14 protein-coding genes are annotated in these 18,911 nt (G+C 45.8%); 8 read left to right on the top strand and 6 right to left on the bottom strand.

The features are described 5' to 3' along the window. Positions 1-37: 37 nt before the first annotated feature. The 6 genes from I0P70_RS08535 to I0P70_RS08560 all read right to left on the bottom strand — a co-directional run bounded on the left by I0P70_RS08535 (position 38) and on the right by I0P70_RS08560 (position 4,117). Positions 38-376: a hypothetical protein gene (locus I0P70_RS08535; protein WP_196116639.1), complete on the bottom strand. Its 339-nt coding sequence runs from the start codon at positions 374-376 to the stop codon at positions 38-40. Between the two features lie 217 nt (positions 377-593). Beyond that, positions 594-770 (bottom strand): FeoB-associated Cys-rich membrane protein, encoded by a 177-nt coding sequence (locus I0P70_RS08540; protein ID WP_196116641.1) that lies wholly within the window; start codon positions 768-770, stop codon positions 594-596. A gap of 122 nt (positions 771-892) precedes the next feature. Then, positions 893-1,696 (bottom strand): inositol monophosphatase family protein, encoded by an 804-nt coding sequence (locus I0P70_RS08545; protein WP_196116643.1) that lies wholly within the window; start codon positions 1,694-1,696, stop codon positions 893-895. Beyond that, the gene (locus tag I0P70_RS08550) at positions 1,693-2,931 is read right to left on the bottom strand and encodes a DUF4105 domain-containing protein (RefSeq protein WP_196116645.1); all 1,239 of its coding nucleotides are present in this window, start codon (positions 2,929-2,931) and stop codon (positions 1,693-1,695) included. The genes I0P70_RS08545 and I0P70_RS08550 overlap by 4 nt, the downstream gene beginning before the upstream one ends. Positions 2,932-3,084: 153 nt before the next feature. Then, entirely contained in the window at positions 3,085-3,777 is a 693-nt protein-coding gene (rsmI, locus tag I0P70_RS08555; RefSeq protein ID WP_007659189.1) for a 16S rRNA (cytidine(1402)-2'-O)-methyltransferase, read from the bottom strand. 94 nt (positions 3,778-3,871) lie between these two features. Beyond that, positions 3,872-4,117 (bottom strand): 4a-hydroxytetrahydrobiopterin dehydratase, encoded by a 246-nt coding sequence (locus I0P70_RS08560; protein ID WP_196116647.1) that lies wholly within the window; start codon positions 4,115-4,117, stop codon positions 3,872-3,874. Between the two features lie 124 nt (positions 4,118-4,241). Here I0P70_RS08560 and I0P70_RS08565 point away from each other — a divergent pair, with 124 nt between their 5' ends. The 8 genes from I0P70_RS08565 to tatC all read left to right on the top strand — a co-directional run bounded on the left by I0P70_RS08565 (position 4,242) and on the right by tatC (position 18,909). Further along, positions 4,242-5,102, top strand: coding sequence for an SDR family oxidoreductase (locus tag I0P70_RS08565; protein ID WP_196116649.1), 861 nt, complete (start codon positions 4,242-4,244; stop codon positions 5,100-5,102). A gap of 151 nt (positions 5,103-5,253) precedes the next feature. Further along, positions 5,254-5,490, top strand: coding sequence for a hypothetical protein (locus tag I0P70_RS08570; protein WP_196116652.1), 237 nt, complete (start codon positions 5,254-5,256; stop codon positions 5,488-5,490). A gap of 97 nt (positions 5,491-5,587) precedes the next feature. Further along, positions 5,588-5,827 (top strand): hypothetical protein, encoded by a 240-nt coding sequence (locus I0P70_RS08575; protein ID WP_196116654.1) that lies wholly within the window; start codon positions 5,588-5,590, stop codon positions 5,825-5,827. A gap of 95 nt (positions 5,828-5,922) precedes the next feature. Beyond that, positions 5,923-6,618: a metallophosphoesterase family protein gene (locus tag I0P70_RS08580; protein ID WP_196116656.1), complete on the top strand. Its 696-nt coding sequence runs from the start codon at positions 5,923-5,925 to the stop codon at positions 6,616-6,618. Between the two features lie 400 nt (positions 6,619-7,018). Then, on the top strand, positions 7,019-9,589 hold the full coding sequence (locus I0P70_RS21340) for a T9SS type A sorting domain-containing protein (RefSeq protein WP_230392077.1): 2,571 nt from the start codon (positions 7,019-7,021) through the stop codon (positions 9,587-9,589). Positions 9,590-10,659: 1,070 nt separating this feature from the next. Further along, entirely contained in the window at positions 10,660-16,539 is a 5,880-nt protein-coding gene (locus I0P70_RS08590) for an IPT/TIG domain-containing protein (protein ID WP_196116669.1), read from the top strand. A gap of 217 nt (positions 16,540-16,756) precedes the next feature. Further along, positions 16,757-18,031: a serine hydroxymethyltransferase gene (gene glyA / locus I0P70_RS08595; RefSeq protein WP_196116671.1), complete on the top strand. Its 1,275-nt coding sequence runs from the start codon at positions 16,757-16,759 to the stop codon at positions 18,029-18,031. A gap of 35 nt (positions 18,032-18,066) precedes the next feature. After that, positions 18,067-18,909 carry a twin-arginine translocase subunit TatC gene (tatC, locus tag I0P70_RS08600; RefSeq protein ID WP_196116673.1) on the top strand — a complete coding sequence of 281 codons (843 nt, stop codon included), beginning with the start codon at positions 18,067-18,069 and terminating at the stop codon, positions 18,907-18,909. The last annotated feature ends 2 nt before the right edge of the window (positions 18,910-18,911 follow it).

An 18,911-nucleotide genomic window follows, 5' to 3' on the forward strand; every position in this document is an offset into this window, starting at 1 on the left:
TGAAACAGAAAGGGCCGATCAATCGGCCCTTTCTGTTTTATTTGTCTTTTTTATCGAGGTTCTTGCCAAGGTCTTCTACTTGCTTCAGGAAGTTGTCTACCTTCTCGTCGGCATATGGGCCGTAAGAGTTAGAAATCGTGCCGCGCAAGCCATTGCTGGTCTCTACAGCATATAATATCGACATGTCATCCGGGTCACTTTCACCTTCGAAGCGGTAAAAGTCCACGATGCGTACCTGGTCTGGCCCGAAAGTGTGCTTGTCCTCCATTGTGCAAAGCGTGCCTTCACCCGATACTTTAAAGTCATAGGTATAGCCATCTTTGCGCAGGCGGTTGAGCACATTGACCAGAGATCTTTCTTCTACTTTATCTTGCATAGCGTATAGTTTTAAGGGATGTTCTGTTAAGTATAGAACTATACGCAAAATCAGGCAATGGATACGAAAAAGGGGCTGGAATTATTCAGGGGGGCAGGCTCTGGCTGATGTACAGCAGCTTAAAAAGAGCCAACTAAACCATAGTAGGTATGAGGGCTATGCCTACGGATGCGGGTGAGGCGTTAAGCCAAAAACCGAGTAGTGGGAATAAAGACGCTTATACCGCCTTCTTATCAAGCTCTTTCTGGATCTTGCTGAAGTCGATGGCTGAGCAGCTGCCGCAGCCTTTGGCGCAGCCGGCATTTTTGTTAGGTATGAAACTACGGTAAATTACCCAGCCCATGTAGCCTACAGCTACTGCGAATATCAGGAAAATGATGATTTGCTGTACCATATCGTTCTGCTCTATCAACTATGCAAAGATACAAAAAGTTTAGGGTCCGTTCTTGATTTTAACCCAAAGACAGAAGGAGCTCTCTAAAAGGTCTTTTTTCTAAAGCTCCTTCAGTTTAAAAATCAGGGCAGTTGCTCTTTCCAGTGTTCAGCTATGATGTCGAGCATTTCCTGGTGGATGTTGCTGTTGCTGGCCACAATTTCGCGGCCAAAAATATAGTCGCCGCCGGTCGTGAATTTAGAAACATGGCCACCCGCCTCTTGCACGATAATGGCACCTCCTGCCACATCCCAGGCATTCAGGTTGTATTCGAAGAATCCTTCAAAACGTCCTGCTGCCACATAGGCCAAGTCTAATGCGGCAGAGCCAAGCCGACGTACCCCATGCGACTTGCCCATAAAGGCACCCAGTACCTGCAGGTACTGCTGCGTGAGTCCAAACTCATAGTAGGGAAATCCTGTGGCAATGAGCGAATCTTTTAAGCCTTCGGCAGGCGAAACCTGGATAGGGTTGTCATTTAAGAACGCACCGTTGCCCTTTGTAGCATAAAAGCACTCGTCTTTGTTCACCTCATACACAATGCCCAGCACCACCTCGTCGCCGTCCAGCAGTGCTACACTAACAGAGTACAGTGGTAGGCCGTGGGTGAAGTTAGTGGTGCCGTCAAGCGGGTCGATGATCCAGTTGAAGCGTTCGCCACGAGTATTGTCCGTTTCCTCCTCCGTTATAAAACCCGCCTCTGGCAACAGATTGCGCAGCGCCTCTACCAGCTGCTGTTCAGCCTCTTTGTCCACGTACGACACCAGGTTATTAAAGCCCTTGAGCTCTACCCTGCCCCTGTCAAAGTTCTCGGCTTCATGCTTGATGAAGGCGCCTACTCTTTTGACAATGATATTGGCATTATGGCAAAGTTGCTGCAAGTTCATATACGCTCTTTGATTTTAGGGTTTGTGTTGCTGATCACTGCCGGGAGTCTGGCAGCCCAAACCGTATACGCGGCTCTTACCAGGAGGGCTAAAGTGATCGGAAAAACTGCGGGATGTAACTGCTGTGGCCACACCATCCATAACAACAATGTGATGAAAGCCAGCGCAGCCGTCGCCAGCATGTACTTCTGCAGCCAGCCCGGTAGTACAGGCCTGGCCAGGAATGCAGCGGCTACAACATGGGTAGGCAGTGCCCAAAGCAGGTTAAAGTTATTCGCAGCTGCCTGGTGGTCTGTGGCAAACCACAGTAGGAACAGCAGCACACCCAGCAGACCTGTGATCAGGAACAGGAACACATCAAACGTGCGGCTGCGTGTGCGGCGCTTGTAGTCGAGTACCGTGAGGGCCAGTACAAGGCCAAAAAACAGCCACCACACCAGCACGGGGTTAAAAAGGCTACCAGCCGAGGCAGGCATTGGGCTATTTTGGAATATAACTGTTGGCTCACCTACCAAAGGCACCTGCTGGCCGTTCTGCTGGAGCGTGGCGCTGGCAAATCCCTCTGAAAGATAATCGGGCAGGAACATGTACTCATAAGGAGTGGCTTTGCGGTCGATAGGCGCTCCCAAGGCCAGGTCGATGCCAAAGTCGGACCAGGGTTGCGGTGGCAGGTATAGGTCGATCAGGTTGCGGAAACTCATGTCCTGATCCAGATGAGCTACATTGAAGGCCACCTGGTTAGGGAAAGTAGCTTCTATACCATCGCGGATGCGCGTGGCGCAGTTGTCGAAAAAGAAGTCGTAGAGGTAAAAGCGGTTTTCGGGCAGGTAGTTATTTGTCAGAAACTGCCAGTACTGCTGTTTTTGCATTTCTGTAAAGTTCATCTCCTGCTCATAAATAGAGCGGTTATCCAGGGTATAGCTGTAGGCGAAATCCTGGAAGTAGGCAATGGAGAGCTTGTAGTTGAGCTTGCCCCGGATAAACTTGATGTAGAAGCCCGGCTCGTTGAAATCGAAGGTGCCGTAGTTGAACACAATGTCCATACCTGTGGCAGGGTCGTTAACACGCACGGCACTGTGCCCGAAGATGGCATAAAGCTCATCGCCCGGCGAACAGGTGATCAGACTGATCTTGGCCTCAGGAGACAAACGGGTGCCCTCAAACTGCGCCTTCGCCTGCACGGCAAAAAGCAGCAGCATCAAAATCAGTGAAAGCTTTTTAAAGTATAGCTTCATAAATTTAATCGTATCACAAAATAGAAATCACAATCTCATCCTTCTACTCTTATCTGTGTTTAGATGAAAAATGGATCTCAAGGTCATGCATCTTCTATTTTCTAAATTGGTTGCTCTCCTGACACAGGTATAGCGCCCTGCTGTATGAGCAGTTTACTTCGCCCCCGCTCCGGAAACTACCACTACAAATTCCCCTTTTATAGCCTTGGTGGTGAAAATTTCGATCAGTTCGTCGAGCGTTCCGTTTACAGTTTCTTCAAACATCTTCGAGATTTCACGTGAAACAGAAGCCATACGTTCACCGCCGAAGTACTCTTTAAACTGTGTGAGCGTCTTGAGCAGGCGGTGCGGAGATTCATAAAAAATCATGGTGCGCTCCTCCTCTGCAAGGCTGATCAGGCGTGTCTGGCGTCCTTTTTTCAAAGGCAGAAAACCCTCAAAAGTGAAGCGGTCGGTGCTGAAACCTGATTTAACCAAGGCTGGCACAAAGGCAGTTGCGCCAGGGAGGCACTCTACTTTGAGGTCAGCCTTCAGGCATTCGCGCACGAGCAGGAAGCCGGGGTCAGAAATTCCGGGCGTGCCAGCATCTGAAATAAGGGCCATTACTTCGCCTGCCTTCATGCGATCTACCAGATGTGCACTGGCCTTATGCTCGTTGTGCAAGTGGTGGCTGTGCATGCGCTTTTCTATACCCAGGTGTTGCAACAGTTTGCCGCTGGTGCGCGTGTCTTCGGCCAGTATAACGTCTACTTCCTTTAGGATGCGTATAGCCCGCAGCGTAATATCCTCTAGGTTGCCGATAGGAGTCGGCACCAAGTATAAGTTAGTTTTTTCAGGTTCCTGCATACAGCAAAGGTATTACTTAATTGTCGATTGTTAAGGGCTGATTGCTATGCCGGGGTATAAGCCAGTTCCTGACAGCAACTCTGGTGACAGAGCCTCAGACCATCAGCTCGTCATACAGCTGATCAATGCGCCGGGCCAGCTCTACATCCTTGTCAGTAACGGTATTGCTGGCGTCGTGTGTAGTCAGCTCGATCTCCACTTTGTTGTATACATTGCTCCACCACGGATGGTGGTTTAGCTCTTCGGCCACATCGGCCACTTGGTTCATGAAAGCCATAGCCGCTCTAAAGTCTTTGAACTCAAAGCTGCGGGTCAATTTATCTTCGGTTTCTTTCCACATAATCCAGGGACATATTTTAAGGTATAAACGGCTGGCTACCTCGCAAGATACCAAGCTGCAGTAACTAGGCCAAAAATGCAGGCGTATAGGTATGGACTGCAAGCACACTAAAACTAAAAAAACTATGGCAAACAAACCAGAAGAAGTACCTGCTCAGAAACAGAAGCAACAGCCAGGCAAGGAGCACAAAATGACTCCGCAGCCGGAGTACATACGTGAAAACTACAAAGGCAGTGATAAACTCAAAGGCAGGAAAGCGCTCATCACCGGCGGTGATAGCGGTATAGGTCGCGCCGTGGCTGTGCACTTCGCCCGTGAAGGCGCCGATGTGGCCATCGTATACCTGAATGAGGACAAGGACGCCAAAGACACCTTGCAGCTCATTGAGAAGGAAGGCCGCAAAGGAGTGATCATTTCAGGTGATATCGGTGATGAGGCCTTCTGCAAAACAGCTGTCCAGCAGGCTGTAAATGACCTTGGGGGACTGGACATACTGGTGAACAACGCCGCGGAGCAGCATGAGCAGACAGATCTGAAAGACATATCGAAAGACCAGTTACAACGCACTTTTAAGACAAACATCTTCTCGATGTTCTACATGACTAAAGCGGCTTTGGAGCACATGAAAGAAGGCAGTGCCATTGTCAATTCTACTTCCGTTACCTCATACCGTGGCAGCCATCACCTCATGGATTATGCCTCCACAAAAGGAGCGATCACTTCCTTCACCCGTTCTCTGTCCTCTAACCTGGCGGAAAAGAAAATACGGGTGAATGCTGTGGCTCCAGGCCCAATCTGGACACCGCTTATACCTGCTTCATTTGATGAGAAGAAAGTGAAAGAGTTTGGCCAGGATGTGCCGCTAGGGCGCCCAGGGCAGCCATCAGAAGTCGCGCCAGCCTATGTGTTGCTGGCTTCTCAGGATGGGTCCTATATAACCGGACAGGTGATCCATGTGAACGGCGGCGAATTGGTGGGCAGCTAATCAAGCTAAACCATAGCGGCCGAAATGGAGTAAAAACAGGTATGGCTCTCAAGTGGAGCAAGATAAAGTCACAACTATGGAAAATAAAGAAAACGATAAACACGCAGGGGAAACGCAGCACAGCGATGCAGCCAAAAATAGGCCCGTCCGCGTGATAGAGGATGATACGACAGATCAGGAATTTCGTGCGGGGCATATTATACCAGGTGCTGATCCGCCGAAGAACGAACACCAGCGTGGTGGCTTTGGTAACCGCGACGGCAAGGAAGGCTTCGGTAGCGACACGGCCTCAGAAGGTCCATCAGCCACCGGCGTCAACGACTTTGCCGACGACGGCACTCCACCGCCCGACAACATGCGTACCGAAGACGAAGGTCGCGGTACCTGATCATCATAACTGATTTTTAAAACAGGTATAGCTTCACTCGGCTAAAGACCGAGGTCGCTTGCCTTTTATTTTTAACTTAAATACAAGGAGACACATTATGCCATCATATAAGCATACCCAGCCCGGTGGGGCTGATTCAGGAAAGCCAACTGGCCGCGGTCAGGACAAAGCTGCCGGCGGCAAGCCAGTAGATCCAAACAGCACAAGAGCTGAACATGAAGACTTGGAAAATAAGTATACCGTGGACGATGCGGATGAAACAGGAGCCAATGTGCGCGTGAACAACCCGAATCGCAATCATCATAAACCAGGCTTGGACAACAACAAATACAACTAATCAGAAAAACAGCTGAAAAGAATAGCACCTGCTTATGAAACAGGTGCTATTTTTTTAGCTGTCTCAAACCGGTTCAGACCAGACGTACTCCCGCCATGGCCCGATACGCGATCAGTGACATACACGGCTGCGCCCGCACCTTCAAAGCGCTCGTGCTCGAACAACTGCAACTCAAGAAAACAGATGAGCTATACCTGCTGGGTGACTATGTAAATAAAGGTCCTGACAGCAAAGGCGTCCTGGACTTTATCATCCACCTCCAGAAACAGCAATATCGGGTGCACTGCTTGCGCGGCAACCACGACCAGATGCTGCTCAAAGCCGCCTCAAAAGGTGAGTCAGCTTTAAATCTGTCAGATCAGGAAAAAGAGATGGTGCTTCACAACTTCGGGATGCATGATTTCAAGAAGCTCCCCTTTAACTATGCCAACTTTATAGAATCTCTCCCCTTCTACTTAGAACTTCCCGACTACTTTCTGGTACACGCAGGTTTCGACTTCCATCAAACCGACCTTTTTAGTGATAAAGAAGCTATGCTTAACATAAGGCACTACGAAGTTGACTGGGACCGCCTCGATAACAAGAGACTCCTCCACGGTCATACCCCCACTGCCCTCCACTCCATTAAGAAAAGTGTTGCACACCAAGACGCTCGGATCAACCTCGATGCCGGTTGCGTTTACTACAAAAATGCTGCTTATGGCAACATGGTTGCGTTGGATTTAGACACTAATTTATTGAATATTCAGTGCAATTTAGATCGTCCTTATAATGTTCGTAGAAAGAGCTGATAATTAATTATTTGAATCGTTATAATAGATTTTTTTAAATATACAAATTCAGCTTTTTTAGGTGAAATTTGGTTCTATTTGCATTTAAGTTATAAAAAAAATAACACCAATTGTATGGTTTTTCACGTCCTTATCCTTAATATTGCCTTATATAAATAAATAATTACACTTATTTGTTGAAAGGCAAAGCAAAATTCCAGAATCTTTAATAGGCTGTGAGTAGAATTTAGATCAAGCACAACTAGTTCTTGACTTTTAAGTAGTTAGCTTATACCTATTCTGTTGCAGGTTTAATGCAATGAAATGCTCAGAAAAGCATAATGGGATTCCTTTGCCTATAATTTTACGCACGCGCGTGCGGATTTCACCATAGAGAAACACACAACCAACCTTTTTTCACATGAAACACATCTACAACCAATCTTCGGCTGCGACCACCCTGCAGTCTGCTACGCAAGCCCTGGGAACGGCTCTAAATGGCAAAATCTTAACATTACTGTTCTTAAGCTTTTTCCTGCTGATAGTTCCAGAAGCCGATGCCCAAAGCATATCAAGAACACCATCTGGTACTGTCTGCTCTGGACAGGAAGTAACGTTTACATCTAGTGGTTTGCCATTTACCACGTTAAGTAGGCAGTGGCAAGAAAGTGTTAATGGGGGTGCTTTTCAGGATATACCTGGAGCGACAGGCAATTCTTACTCTTTATCAACAAAGTTTGCTGACAACGGAAAAAGAATCAGACTAAGATATACATATTGGGCTATATTCAATTTTACTGAAGAGACTAGTGCATTAACATTATCAGTGAATCAGACTCCAGACGCTCCAACTGTAACAGGAACAACAAGCTGTGAGGGTGGAAGATTTACTTTAAGGGCAGAAGGTTCTACTAACGGGAACTACCGCTGGTATAATGCTAATGGCACCCCAATAAGTAATCAGACTAATTCTACTTACCAAACACCAAACATTACAGCCACTACTACTTACTTAGTGTCTATTGTGTCTAATGGCTGCGAAAGCGAAAGGGTGCCTGTAACAGCTGTTGTAGAGAAAACTGCCCCTACAGCTACTGGCGCGGAGCGCGTAGGCCCAGGTTCGGTTACATTAATAGCAGGAGGAGCCCCCGCAGGAGCCAGTTACTTATGGTACACTGTTCTGACGGGAGGATCGCCAACCGCTACCACTACTCCTGAATTTATCACCCCCTCTCTTAGCCAAACAACGAAGTATTATGTAGCCACAAAAACTCCCCAAGGTTGCGAAAGTGACAGGACAGAAGTAGTAGCAACAATCGTTGCACCTTCTAACGCAGATGACCTGACAACACACGTTATACTTTACCATGAAAATTTCAATGGTCAGGTTACAGGATTGTCAACACCTTCTCCAGCACGGTGGAGCCTTACTCCAACAACTCAGAGTACAGTAACGAATTCAGGAAAAGCGTCAGGAGGAAATTATATTAGAACGAACAATGCTTCAGGTACAGCTGATAGAATCCTTTCTCTAAGCAACAACATTTCTACTATCGGCTATCAGCATATTGGCATAATGTGGAGGCACCGTAAATCTGGAGGGAATGCTACAAATCATGTACCTCAATTGGCTTATAGTACTGATGAAGGTAATACTTGGCAGCAAGTACAAAGTAATTTAACTCCTAGCACAGCATGGAATTGGGTAAATGGAGGCAGCTATATTATTTTACCAGAAGATGCTGCTAATAAAAGTAATGTTCAATTTAGGTGGACTATTACCAATTCACCTAACTTGAACACTAGCTTTTATTGTATAGATGACATTACTATAATCGGTACTCCAACTGTTGGCTTGGATAAGTTTAGCTGGAGTAGTAGGCCAAATAATGAGCAGCCATTTGTTAGGTCAGTAATAGCCGACAATGATGAATATACAGTTGAAGGCTTGAGAATGGAATGGAGTGTAAATCGTATTGGTACGACAACTACAACAGCTAATATTACAAATGAATTTCAGGGCACGCCTACATTTGCAATCATACAAACAGGAGCAAATAATAACAACAGAACAGAAATAACTCTAAACTTAAGTAGTCCAGTTAATGATTTGACGTTCAGTTTATTTGATATTGATAGACAACAGAATCAATTTAGAGATAATATTGAAATAATCGGTTACAATGGGGACGAAGAAGTTCGTTTAACTAAAAGAAACATTATACATAGCTACAGGCATGCAATAACTACTACTGGTAGTATTGAGGCTGTAACGACATATAATGCTGCAGATGATGGTCTGCCTGATGGAAATGTGACTGTCACATTTGATAAGCCAGTAAGTAGCGTTGTAATTACATATAGGAACTCTGGGGCAGGTGGCTCAACTCAGCAAGGTATAGGCATACACGATTTAATGTGGAGAACATTAACTATCGCCCCCCTCCCCGTGGAGCTGCTCTCTTTTAACGCGAGACGTGACACGCGTGGAGTGAACCTGACGTGGGCTACTGCTTCAGAACTTGATAATAGAGGTTTCGAGGTACAAGTATCAAACAATGCCAGAGACTTTACGGCAATTGGATTTGTGGAAAGCAAAGTTGGCACTACGTCGCTACGCCAAGACTACAGCTTTCTGGATACTAAAGCTGTATCTGGCACTCGCTACTACCGCCTGAAGCAGATCGACTTCGATGGTAAGTTTGAGTACTCAGCGATCAGAGCAGTTGCTTTGAATCAGAGTGATAGCAAAGTTTCGGCCTATCCAAACCCATTTGATGATGCTGTTATTGTGACGCTTAATGGTACAGAATCTCGTAATGTGCAAGTAGTATTAATGGATGCGATGGGCAAAGTATTGCAGCAGCGCACTGAGGAAACCTCGGGCAATTCTATTACAGTAGATATGAGAAGTGTTACAACCAAGGGCGTGTATGTACTCCGTGTGCTTGACAATGATACGAAGCATACCTTCAAACTTATGAAGCGATAGAAAGTTCTTACATTATAAAAAGAAAAGGGGCTGCAGATTTCTGCAGCCCCTTTTTTGTTGTGGTAATAACTTAATAGATTAAGCATCTAAGAGAATGCTACCTGAAGAGCGCTACTTGCTTTAAAACACTTCTATATACTTTGATTTAAATATAATATACACATTTCTAGATATGTAGCGTCCTCGTGAGTAATGTATTTTACTTCAAACTATATCATCAAATAAAAACTTACTTCTAATCCAAATTGATGCGTAAACTGCTGACCAAAAATGATATATAATGCAGTTTTTTGCTGAATATTAAATAACTAATGCATAAATCAGAGTGGTTGAATAAAGCCTTTAATATTTTGGCTTAAATACATAGAGGGGTATGCAATCCAACATTAATTGCACGAGTTTGAATGCTTGAAAAAAACAGAGATTGTATTAGAGCTAGAAATTAAATAATACCAAAATACTATATATAATATTTTTATGCAATCATTGAAAAGTCAAGAGTAAACATTATTTAATTCTATTGATAGAAAATAAACATGAAAAGTTTTCAAATAACATAACAAAGGCGCCTTTTAGAAAATAGCCTTTAAATTAGCAGAAATGCATATTAGAAAAGAGAAGTTAAAATCAGACAAAAAAACAGGGATTAATATTGCAAAAGTAAAAGATAAATTATCTTATTTTGTGATAATTAACTTAGCATTAAAACTGCACAAAAATTTATTAACTCTTAACTTTTAGCTATGGCACAAATCTACACTCCCCCATTAGGCCGGCTTATACGTTCACTGCTCCTGCAGTGTGTGATTATGCTGGGTCTGGCTTCCACAGTGGTGGCACAAACACCTTTTACTCATGATGGACCTTGGCGAGGGCTACCAGCAGGTGGCATTGTAACATCAGGGGGCCTAAGTTCAGATGGAGCAGAAATTACTCCAAGCAACTCTGGGGGCTCTGCTCAGCTTAGAGCAACAACTGCATTTGTTGATGTAAAGCTACAAGACGCAGCGGGTACAGGCCAAACGGGTTATAAGGTGAGCTTCAGCTTGCGATCAACAGCTCCCACCAGTATGCGCGTTGCTTATAGTGTGGCAGGAGCTGCGGGGTATACTGAAGAAGGAGTATTCTCTGCAACAACAGTTCCTTCGCGCGACAGTGTATACCTGCCAAGTAATGCTACAAACGTAAGATTCCAGCGTATAGGAGAAGGTACAACACCTTATTTGTTCTTAGATGCTATTGAAGTATCCCAACAGCCAGAGTTCGGAAGTTTCTCGCCAGCCTTCGGGGTGCCAGGCACAGAGGTGACCATTAAGGGTGTGCATCTGGATGAAACAAGCCAGGTTTTCTTTGGTGCAATAGCAGCTACTCTAAACCCAGATAATATTTCGTCTGACCAGATAGTAGTGAACGTGCCAACTGGCGCTGTAAGCGGATCTATCAAAGTAGTGACTCCGTACGGAGAGGCTAGCAGCGCAACGGACTTTGAAGTACCAGCTCCAGAATTTGCCGATGCTGAATTTACAGCAGAACCAGCGTTTAGCACTACATCCGCTGGCCCAGGCGATGAAGTAACATTGAACGGCCGCTATTTTACAGGTGTAACAGGAGTGAAGGTTGGTGGAGTAGATGCAGCTTATACCTTCGAAGACGGCACTAAAGATACACGATTAACGATAACCATCCCCCTCGCTGCCGTATCAGGCCCGATAACAGTAACTACTCCAGCAGGCACAGCAACGTCAACTGAATTCACGGTGCTAGGCCCACAGATTGGGCAAGTAATTGAAGAAGAGGGAAGCGAAGTGGAGTTTACACCTGCTACTGGTGCAGTAGATACGGAAGTAACAATTTACGGGAAGTATTTCCTGGCAGCTACAGACGTGTTCTTCAATGGCGTGCCTGCAGAATTCGACATAGTAAGCGACAACGAAATTACAGCTACTGTTCCCCTGGGAGCCAGCACAGGTATTATAACAGTAAAGAGCGCTGCAGATGAAGGTATAACCTCAACTGAATTTGCATTACCTGCCCCTGCTTTTGCTGATTACAATGAAGGAGAAGGTATTCAGTTCGAGCCGACATCAGCAGGCCCAGGTATGCAAATCGTACTTTGGGGTACTAACCTGGCGAGTGCCAGTCAGGTGGTGTTCTTAGGCGACGAAAACGACACAGATGATGATAGAGAAGTAGCTATTGAGAGACCACTAACAAGGAACAGCAATACAAGATTAGTTGTACAGGTTCCAGCAGATGCTAAAACAGGCCGTATTCGTATTGATGCGCCAGGTCTGTCAGGTACTATCGTATCTGTAGAGAGTGAGCAAACCTTCACATTCGTAGCAGCTCCAACCATTGCTAGCGTTGCCAATACAACAGGAGATCTCTCTGTAGAAGACGGACAGACATTCGCGCTGGTAGGCGATGAAGTAACCATCACAGGTACCAACTTTGAAACAGCAACAACAGTTACGATTGGCAATGCCACCGTTGAAAGAGCAAATGATAAGAATGTAGGAGGTTTTGCTGTAATCAATGACGGTACTCAAATTGTATTCACTGTACCTGCCACTATTACAGAGTCAACGGGTATTGTGAAAGTAAACACCTTGGGTGGTGAGGCAATATGGGATGGCACATTCGATGTGATTCTGGCACCAGATATCAGTGCAGTTGAGCCACTACGAGGACCAAGAGGAGGAAAAATTACCCTAACAGGTAGCAACCTGAAGTATGTGTCAGAGGTTGTTTTCGTTGGCGAGAGTGGTACTCCAGATGAAGGTGATGCACGTGTAATCTTTGCAGCGCCAAACGCAAGCGATACTGAACTGAAGTTTGTTATACCTGCCAATGCTGAAACAGGTGAGCTGCTTGTGATAAACCCAGCTGACGAAACCGAAACCGCTGTGTTTACCATCGTACGCAGCCCAGAAGTCCTGGCTATAACTCCTACCGAAGGAGCAGCAGGTACAGCAGTTACTATGACTGGGTATAACTTCTTAAATGAAGTAGAAGACGGTGGTGCTACAACTGTAACTTTCGTGGGTGAGGACGCAACGGCTATACCTGCTGCCAACCTGCAAATTACCAGCGACTCTACCATGACCTTTAACGTGCCAGCAGGTGCTATAACAGGCGTAATTACGGTAGCGAATAATTTTGGCTCAGATGCAAGCGGAGAGTTCTTTATCTACCAACTACCAACCATTACGTCTTTCACTCCAGCAAGAGGTATAGTGGGCAACGAAGTGGAGATTACAGGCACTAACTTCTATGCGCAAGGTATGGTAGTAACATTCCTGGGCGATGAGAACGATGAAGATGATGATGTAACCATAAACGTTGCTCCTACTGCAGTAAATGTTCAAGACCAAAAGATAACTGTTACTGTACCATCTGATGCTGTTACAGGCAAGCTAATGGTAACGAACACGGCAGGCGACAGTGCGCCAAGTACTGGTACTTATGAAGTGGTAAGAAATCCAGAAATCATAAGCTTCACACCTAACCAAGGAAAAGCAGCGACACCAGCTACAGTAGTAACTATTACAGGTTGGCTGCTGAATCAGGGAGTTACCGCAGTAGATTTTAATGGAGCAGAGGCTGCCGCTACTTACAACCCTGACGGTACCCTGACAGTGACAGTTCCGACAGGAGCTCAAACAGGCCGACTTACGTTGATAGTAAATGGTGAGAGAGGTCATAGTTCAACCGAAGAATTCACAGTTATACCTGAGCCAAGCATCTACTCTTTTAACCCAACAAGTGGTGTGGGTGGAACAGAGGTGACTATCATAGGTACAAACTTTGAAGGTATAACAGGAATCCTATTCAACGAGGCAGAGGTAGAAGACGTGACAAGTATAGTGCTTGATCCAGTTGAGATTGGAGGGGTAGCTTATCAGCAGTTTACGGTAAACGTACCTGCCGATGCTACTACTGGCCCAATTACCATTATTGCCAGAGGAGGTACCGTAGAGAGCGAAGACGACTTTGTAGTGCCAGTACCAGCTAACATTACTTTCACTCCAAATGAAAGCTACGCTGACCAGTTAGTAACAATCAGCGGTAAGTACTTTACTGGTGCTACTGAAGTGGACTTTAATGGTAAGAAGATAACAGAAGGTATAACCGTAGTTGATGCTCCAGACGAAGACAGCAATAATCCTGAGCGAATTCAGCAGATTATCGTAGCAGCACCGTTTGATGCAGGGGTTGGACCAATTGCTATAACAACTCCAGCTGGAACAGGTACAAGTACGGGTAACTATACTGTTATTGAGCCAGTAATTACATCAACAACCCTACGGGAAGGATATGCTGATAGGACAGTCATCACCATAGAAGGCATAAACTTTACGAAATTCTGGAATAAAGAACTCAATGGTGGAGCTGGCGGCGAAGATGACGCAAGACCAATAGTTGAGTTCCAAGGATTGAATTCAAATCAAAGAGTAGCTGCAGTTGTTCAGGATGGCTATACGAACACTTCAGTAACAGTAACAGTACCACCTAATGCACGTTCAGGCGGTATAACAGTGCGTTCAGGTAGTGGAACTAGCGTACCTTACTACTTCGAAGTGCTTGCCCCAACTGTGTCATCTGTATCACCAACCGCAGTATATGCAAAACAGCGTGTAACAGTAACTGGCACAAACTACGTTGACGTTTTAAGTTTATCATATGGTGGAGTTTCGATACCGCTAAACGATGTAACTGGTTACCGCGTGGTAAATGAGACTACAATAGAGTTTGTAGCTCCTGAAATGCCTGCAGGTAGTAACAATAGACTAATTATAACTACAGAAAGTGGCTCTGTAACATCAACGCTGTTGACTGTTTACAAACCAGTTATTGCAAGCGTAGTTAATGATAGGGTATATGCAGGCGTAAGTACTGTAACTATTACAGGAACTCGATTTGATGAGTATTACGATGGAGACGATGTTAACACAGCTGTTCCAACTGTAACATTTGCAGGAACGGGAAGTGCACGCATAGCTGGTACAATACTGAATGAATCTACTTACAGCTCTACTGAGACAGGTACAGATGTATTAGTGGTGGCAGTGCCATCAGATGCTCAAACAGGTACAGTACATGTAACAAGCCGCAGCGGTACAGGAGTGTCATCAACGGTTACAGTTATCGGTGCACCAACCATTACTTCACTCAGCCCAACTTCAAGTTTAGTAAACACCACACTTACCATCAAAGGTACTAACCTCGACCAAGCTACAAGCGTGACGTTCCTGGGTAGAAGCGATAATACTGAGGATAACATTACTGTAAACTCGGATGCCTTTATCTCAAATACAAGTGAAGCAATTACACTGAATGTGCCAGCCAACGCGGTAGCAGGAAGAATACTGGTAACAACGCCACGTACATCAGGAAATACCGCTACCAGCGCAAATGTATTCCGAATCGTGAAAGCTCCTGTTATTACGAGCATCGACGAAACAGAGCAGCAGGCATTGCAGACCATTACCTTAAATGGTGCTAACCTGTGGGATTTGTTCGGCAATAACAGTGGAAATATCAGCGTATGGTTTGAAGGCCACGGTACTGGAACAGCGATACCTGCTGTTGCTAACCGGTCTAAAATTCCTGCAAGAGTTGTAGAGTATGACCAAGAGAACGGAGACTGGGTAACAGTTGAAGTGCCAAGAGATGCCATTACAGGTGTTATCGAGGTTCAAAATGCTGCGGGTTCTACAACTTGGGCTGAATTCACGGTAACCAGCCCTGTAATCGTAAGATTCGAGAAGGCGGATGGAAGCGAAATCACAAGCGCTAACCCAGCACGGATCAACGAAACGGTGCTAATAAGAGGTTATCAGTTGGAAGACATCGGAGTTGTAAGAGTAGGTGATAGAAACATACTGAGCTTTACCGAAGTTGACCCAACTACAGTTCGCATGGTGGTGCGACAAGGTGCTAGAACAGGCCCCGTTGTGATTACATCACTAGGTTATGAAGAAACAAGTGCTCCTGTAGAGCTGCATATTGCAAGGCCAACGATTACAGTTTCTAAGTCTAGCCTTACTTTTGACGTAGTAGCAGGTGAAACATCTGAAATGCAAGAGTACACTGTTAGCGCAAGTTACCTAGCTGTAGGTGAACTGGATGTAAACTTGGCTTTACCAGCTATCTCGGCGGGTAATGTTCCAAACAACTTTGAGATGTCACTTACTGGGGAAGATGGAACTTGGGGCAGAAGCATTACGCTGACTGGTGCAACAGACGGTACACTAGCTCCGACCACTATCTACGTAAGAAGCAACCCACCAGCGGAAGCAGAAAGTGATCAGAATGGTGTAATCATCCATGGCGCTTTTGACGCAGCGTCAGTAAATGTTACGCTAAATTCTAGAATCACCCCACTCCCAGTAGAACTCATCGCCTTCAATGCTACGAAGCAAGGCAATGGTGTTCAGCTGACATGGGCAACGGCTTCTGAGCTTGACAATGATTACTTCGAGGTGCAGATGACGGAAGACCTTAAAGGTGAGTTTAAGGCAGTAGGCAAAGTGAACAGTGAAGTAAACACAACTGCACTTCGTCAGGACTACCAGTTCAACCACAAAGGAAACTTCAACGGCACACGTTACTACAGACTGAAGCAGGTGGACTTGGATGGTACATTTGAATACAGCAAGGTAGTAGCCGTATCGTCTAACGGAGTGAACCTGGCAGTTGGCCCAAGAGTATATCCTAACCCAATTAATGCTGACTCTAAGCTGGTGTTCAATGCAGACAGAGCAGGTAAGTTGAACGTACGCATCGTGAACATGAACGGCTCGGCTGTTCAGAACCTGAGCTACGACATCGAAGAGGGTGAGAACACAATCATTCTGAACCTGAACAATAACCTGCCAACAGGTATCTATATCCTGATGACAGAGTTTAACGGTAAGACAGAACAGGTGAAGCTCTTGAAGCAGTAATCTGAGAAATACCATCATAAAGCAGGCCCGCCAACAATGGCGGGCCTGCTTGCTTTATAGCAGTTGCTGTTTATAAACAGGTAAATGGTACCAAAAGCCCAAAGAGATTAAAGATAAGAACGCAGGCAGTTTTGCCGTCGTCGTAGATAAACTTTTGAAACATTGGTTTATTCAGGTGCAAGCTTTAATTTTGAAAGATTAACAAACCAAAGCAGCCATGCAGAAAGACACAGCTATATTTGACCTGATTGCTAAAGAGAAAGCACGCCAGACCCACGGCATCGAACTGATCGCGTCCGAGAATTTCGTTTCGGAGCAGGTGATGGAAGCCATGGGTAGTGTGATGACCAACAAGTACGCCGAAGGCCTGCCGGGTAAGCGTTACTATGGCGGTTGCGAAATTGTGGATCAGTCTGAGCAGCTGGCGATCGACCGTGCAAAGGAGCTTTTTGGAGCTACCTGGGTGAACGTACAGCCTCACTCAGGTGCACAGGCTAACTCAGCGGTGATGCTGGCGGTGCTGCAGCCAGGTGATAAAATTCTTGGCTTTGACCTGTCGCATGGAGGTCACTTAACACATGGCTCGCCTGTTAACTTTTCAGGTAAACTGTACCAGCCAAGCTTTTATGGCGTGGAGCAGGAAACAGGCCTGATCAATTTTGACAAAGTAGTAGAAACAGCCCGTCGCGAGAAGCCGAAACTGATCATCTGCGGAGCTTCTGCTTATAGCCGCGATTGGGACTACAAAAAATTGCGTGCAGCAGCTGATGAGGTTGGTGCTCTGCTGTTAGCCGATATCTCCCACCCTTCTGGCTTGATTGCAAAAGGTCTGTTGAACAATCCGTTCGAGCATTGCCATATCATTACGACTACCACGCACAAAACACTGCGCGGACCAAGAGGTGGTATGATCATGATGGGTAAAGACTTTGAAAATCCATTCGGTCTGAAAACACCAAAAGGCGAAACGCGCATGATGTCGTCTTTGCTGGATGGTGCTGTATTCCCGGGTACACAAGGCGGGCCACTGGAGCACGTGATCGCAGCAAAGGCGGTTGCTTACTATGAGGCACTTTCTGATGACTATATGGGCTATATCAAGCAAGTGCAGCAGAATGCGCAAGCAATGGCTGCGGCTTTCGTTGAGCGAGGCTATAATATCATTTCAGGAGGCACAGATAACCACATGATGCTGATCGATCTGCGTTCTAAAGGTATAACAGGCAAACTGGCTGAGAACACGCTTGTGAAGGCGGATATCACCATCAACAAAAACATGGTGCCTTTTGATGATAAGTCGCCGTTTGTGACCTCAGGTATGCGCGTAGGTACTGCTGCGATTACGACACGTGGTTTGAAAGAGACGGACATGGCTCGCATAGTTGAGCTGATGGACAATGTGCTTACTAACCACGACAACGAAAGCAAAATAGAGGCTGTGCGCAAAGAAGTGAACAGCTGGATGAAAGACTATCCACTTTTCGCTTACTAATTCAATCATAAGAATTTACTTATAAGCCATCATTAATGGACCAACCACACCTCGAGGGAGCGGAACAGCAGCAGGAGATGTCCTTTGTGGACCATTTAGAGGAGTTGCGGTGGCACATTATAAGGTCAGTGGCCTCCATCCTGGTGTTTGCTACTGCAGCCTTTCTTGCCAAAGGCTTCGTTTTTCACGATATCATCTTAGCTCCGTCTCGTACGGACTTCTTTAGCTACCAGATGATGTGTAAAGTCAGCCAATATTTTGGATCGAGCGCATTCTGTATAGAAGACCTGGGCTTTACGATACAAAGCCGGCAAATGAGCGGCCAGTTCTCCATGCACATCATGGTGTCGCTGGTACTTGGCTTGGCATTGGCTTTTCCGTATGCCTTCTGGGAGATTTGGCGCTTTGTGAAGCCTGGCCTATACCCGCAGGAACAGCAAAACTCACGTGGTGCGGTGTTCTGGGTATCGGTGCTGTTTGCGATGGGGCTGTTGTTCGGCTACTACGTGGTAGCCCCTATCTCGATTAATTTCCTGGCAGGGTATCAGGTGGATCCGTCTATTGTAAATGAGTTTGACCTTTCCTCCTACATCTCGACACTGACCACGCTTTGCTTGGCCTGTGCCTTTATGTTTGAGTTGCCGGTTATTGTATACTTCTTCACCAAGGCAGGACTGCTTTCACCGGAGATCATGAAGCTGTACCGCCGACACGCCATTATCGTTATCCTGATTGTGTCTGCGGTAATCACTCCTCCGGATGTGATTAGCCAGTTGCTGATATCCTTTCCGCTAATCATTCTGTATGAAGTTAGTATCAGCGTATCAAGAAGAATTATACAGCGCGATCTGAAAAGACTGAACGAAAATAACGCTTAAAA

The organism is Pontibacter sp. FD36 (assembly GCF_015686655.1).
GTDB lineage: Bacteria > Bacteroidota > Bacteroidia > Cytophagales > Hymenobacteraceae > Pontibacter.